The sequence below is a fragment of the Mycobacterium sp. ABE4_509 genome, assembly GCF_056160785.1.
Genome location: NZ_JBSWXU010000254.1, coordinates 1 through 3551 on the forward strand (window position 1 = coordinate 1; position 3551 = coordinate 3551).

Genomic DNA, 3551 nt, shown 5'->3' on the forward strand with positions numbered 1-3551 from the left:
GGGCTGGCCTCCGGGTCGACCTTTGGTGGGGTGACCGCCTGGGCGGCCGGGCCGCCGGCGGCGAGCAACGCCAGCGTCGCCGCGACGACACCCGCGCGTCTGATCATCGGTCTCGGCCCCATCCTCAGAACCCGTTGAGTGCCCAGCTGAACAGACCCACCAGGTAGGCCATCACCGGCAGCACCGAGGCGTCGAGCGCCGAGGCCAGGAATCCGACCAGCCGGCGCATCGGCAGCGAGTACGAGTCCGGATCGGCGATACGCGGGTTCAGCGCGACGACGACCCACACCGCCACCAGGACGACCAGGACGGCCAGTGACCACCACATCGCGGCGTACTCGCCGGCGGCGGCGAACGCCACCGTCAGCACCGTGGTGAGCAGGTAGGGGTGGCCGAGCAGCCAGGCCTTGCAGGGCGCGGAATCCCACACCCTGGCCCGCAGCGCGGCGGCCGCGGCGCCGGCCGCGACCAGGTACCAGGCCCACGGCGACACGGCGCCCGCACCGGTGATGACCGGCCACAGCACCGCGACGGAGCCGGTCGTAGCCAGCAGCACCCCGGCTGCGATGAAACCGGTCTGGTGCGAGTCGCCGACCCTGATCCGGCGCGGCAGGTCCTCGAGGATTCGCAGCGGCAGGGCCGACGGCGTCGGATCCCCCGGGGCGGGGATCACCGGGACCGGCAGCCGGGCGCACAGTGCCGACAACTGCGCGGCCTGCACGGTGATCACCAAGGCCGCCAGGATCAGCGCACATCCGACCGCCACCGGTGCCAGCGTCCACAGCGACACCACCGCGGCCACAAGCAGCACGGTCAGCGAGATCGCCGCCGCGGCGGTGAACACCGCGATGCCGCGTTCCCCGACGGTGATGCTGATGACCGACCAGGCCGCCACCCCGGCGGCCGCCAGCAGCACCTGCGAGGCGCCGAAGTCACCCGGCACGGCCAGGGCGAACGCGGCGGCGATCGGCGCGAGCGCCGTCACCGCAAGCGCGGTTGCCGTCTTCGGCGCGGCGGCCTTGCTCAGCAGCGCACCGAGCACCGCGGCCACCGCCACCGCGCTGACCGCGAACACGCCGTAGGCGGTGCCCGTGACCACGCGGTGCAGAATGGACACCCCGGTGGCGAGCAGGATCAGCCCGATGACCGACGCCGCGGCAGCACGCCTGATGTGCGTGACGTCCCAGGGCTTCTCGCGAGCGACGGAGAAGATCATCGCGGCATCGGCGATGTCCTCGACGAGCCGGGGCGCCGCCGGACCCACCGGCGCCGGCTGCAGGGCCAGCAGGTCACCGTCGACCACCCCGACGGTGTTGAGGGTGGCATCGAGGCTGAAGGGGGCACCGCCCACCGGGGCCAGGCTCAGTGACGCGCCGGCGTCGGCGGTTTCGTCGGCCGGCGCCACGATGCGCTGCACCGCCGGGATGATCTCGCGCAGCGGCAGTTCGGCCGGCAGCGCGACCTCGGTGATCCGGCCGCTGCCGAACACCGCGATCCGCACGATCGGCATCGCCGTGTTGTCGGGCAGTGCCGCGCCGTTGGTCGCGGGGGAAACTACAGCCGGGTCTGACATTGCTCTTCTCTCTGCTGCGGGTGAAAGTCGAAGTCTCTGGTGAGGGTGTGCCCGGGGAACCACGCCCCGTCCGGTAGCGCGGCGTTCAGCCGCTCGACCGCCGCGGCGATCGCCGTGGTTTCGCCGGGCGCGAAGGTGGAGATCCACTCTCCGTCTACGGCTTTGGCGGGGCTGACCACAACGCGACCCACGGCGGTGTCGACGACGCTGACTCCGACGTCGGTGCTGACGCGGTGCCCGTCGCGGTGCTGACCGGCGACGATCTCGACATAGGTCCTGTCACCCTCGAAGGCGGCCACCACCACAGGGCGCGCCGAGACAGGGATGCCGAGATAGTCCAGCATGTCGTGCACTGACGCACCGTTGCGGATCCGCTCGTCGGCTTTGGCGCCGGTGCGCGCGGGCAACGAGAACTCCTCGAAGCGCGCGGGCGGCCTGCCGGACAGCCCGGCGCACAACACCGGCACCAGCGCCTCGGGGTGGTCGATGTCCAGCGCGGTGAACGTGACCAGCTCGCCGCTGCGCAACGCCACCACGGTGCCCGCCGGAGCGCGCGCCACGATGCCGCGCAACAGGGCGCCGCGGGCGCCGACGAAGCGCAGCTCGAGCCACTGGGTGGGCCGGCACGTCAACCGGATCCACTGCGCCACCGCCGGGTCGACCGCGTTCCCGGCGCGCAGGACACCCAGCGCGGTCAGCTCGTCGGTCTGATCGCGCTCGAAGTCCACACGCGCGGCCGGGTCGCTGTACGGCGGCGTGATGGCCAGCACCCACGGGAAGGTTCCGGCACCCACCGTCTCGGCGAGGAACCAGGCCGCTTCGGTGGTCAGCTCGACGGCGTTAGCACGCACGGAACCCGATCAGCCCCACTTGGCGCCCTCAGCCTGATCCCGGGCGGCCATCGACGTGGTGTTCATCTCGTGGGTGCTGGCCATCGCCCGGTAGGCGCGCACCAGCTCCTCGAGCGCGGTGTTCCACTGCGCCTGCCACGCCTGGTACGTCACGCCGGTGTCGCCCTGCCAGGCTCCTTGCAGTGCAGCCTGCTCGGCGGCGACGTCCATCCCGACGGCGTGCAAAGCGCCTGCATAGCTCGACATCTCACCGGCGTGGGCGAGCATCGCCGGATAGTTGAACATGATCTGTGACATCAGGTGTCCTTTCTGGGTGCTTCGGGTGCGCGGTGGTCACATACCGGTGTAGGTGCTGGCCGCCGCGGCGTCCTCGGCGACGTAGGAGGCGGCGGCCTCACCGACGTTGGCCTGGGCGAGGTCAAGCAGCGCGTTGATCTTCGCCGAGACCTCGACGAAGCGGGCATGCGCAGCCTGGAACGCGGCCGACGACTCACCCATGTGGAACGCCTGGGCCGACTGCGCGGCCTGTTCCGCCTGGGCGACGGTGCTTCGCATCAGGGCGGCCTTCGCGCCGAAGGCGCTCTCCGAGGCGACCAGCTGCGGGATATGAGCATCCAAGAGGCTCATGGTTTTTCCTTCCTGTTGTGGTGGTGATCTTGCGGGTCAGTGTCGTCGGCGTCGGGATCCCAGCTGCCCGGCAGCATCGGGCTCTTGGGCCCACCCCCGAACGAGTCGCCGGCCAGGGTCGTCAAGCCGCCGGCCTCGGTGGTGCCGGTGCCGACGGTGCCCGCGAAGCCCATCGGCCCGGCACCGCGTTCGGAGGCGGCCACTGCGGGCGAGTGCGCCGCCGGGGCGTCGGCGTCCGGGCCGGTGTCCGGCTCGTCCTCGTAGTCCATGTAGGCATCGGCGTATCCGCGGCCCTTGATCTCTTCTTTCTGCTTACGGCGGCGTTTGCGCCGCTCGGCCGCCGATGCCGCGATACCCGCTGCGGCTGCGGGGATGGTGGCCGAAGGAGCCTTCGCACTGGTCGAGTCGCGCACCGTGGGCGACAGGCCACCGTCCGGGTCACGACCGACGACGGCGTACGGCGCCAGCGGCGCAGCGGCGGTGGCCGGGGCGGCCGGGGC

At 71.8% G+C, this 3551-nt stretch carries 5 protein-coding genes; all 5 read right to left on the reverse strand.

Annotation, left to right across the window (positions count from 1 at the left end):
* Positions 1–124: 124 nt before the first annotated feature.
* Positions 125–1573, reverse strand: coding sequence for a type VII secretion integral membrane protein EccD (gene eccD, locus ACXAID_RS27475; RefSeq protein ID WP_475025332.1), 1449 nt, complete (start codon positions 1571–1573; stop codon positions 125–127).
* Complete coding sequence (locus ACXAID_RS27480) at positions 1555–2424, reverse strand: ESX secretion-associated protein EspG (RefSeq protein ID WP_475025333.1); 870 nt, start codon at positions 2422–2424, stop codon at positions 1555–1557. Before ACXAID_RS27480 ends, eccD begins: the two co-directional genes overlap by 19 nt.
* A gap of 9 nt (positions 2425–2433) precedes the next feature.
* Positions 2434–2721: a WXG100 family type VII secretion target gene (locus ACXAID_RS27485; protein ID WP_475025334.1), complete on the reverse strand. Its 288-nt coding sequence runs from the start codon at positions 2719–2721 to the stop codon at positions 2434–2436.
* Between the two features lie 36 nt (positions 2722–2757).
* Positions 2758–3051, reverse strand: coding sequence for a type VII secretion protein EsxS (locus ACXAID_RS27490; RefSeq protein ID WP_475025335.1), 294 nt, complete (start codon positions 3049–3051; stop codon positions 2758–2760).
* Positions 3048–3551: PPW family C-terminal domain-containing PPE protein (locus ACXAID_RS27495; protein WP_475025336.1), on the reverse strand; the 504-nt coding region annotated here is incomplete at its 5' end. The genes ACXAID_RS27490 and ACXAID_RS27495, both read right to left, overlap by 4 nt.

Bases quoted from the DNA above. Each gene is read 5' to 3' on its own strand.
- eccD (WP_475025332.1), bottom strand. From the start codon at position 1,573: ATGTCAGACCCGGCTGTAGTTTCCCCCGCGACCAACGGCGCGGCACTG.
- ACXAID_RS27485 (WP_475025334.1), bottom strand. From the start codon at position 2,721: ATGTCACAGATCATGTTCAACTATCCGGCGATGCTCGCCCACGCCGGT.
- ACXAID_RS27490 (WP_475025335.1), bottom strand. From the start codon at position 3,051: ATGAGCCTCTTGGATGCTCATATCCCGCAGCTGGTCGCCTCGGAGAGC.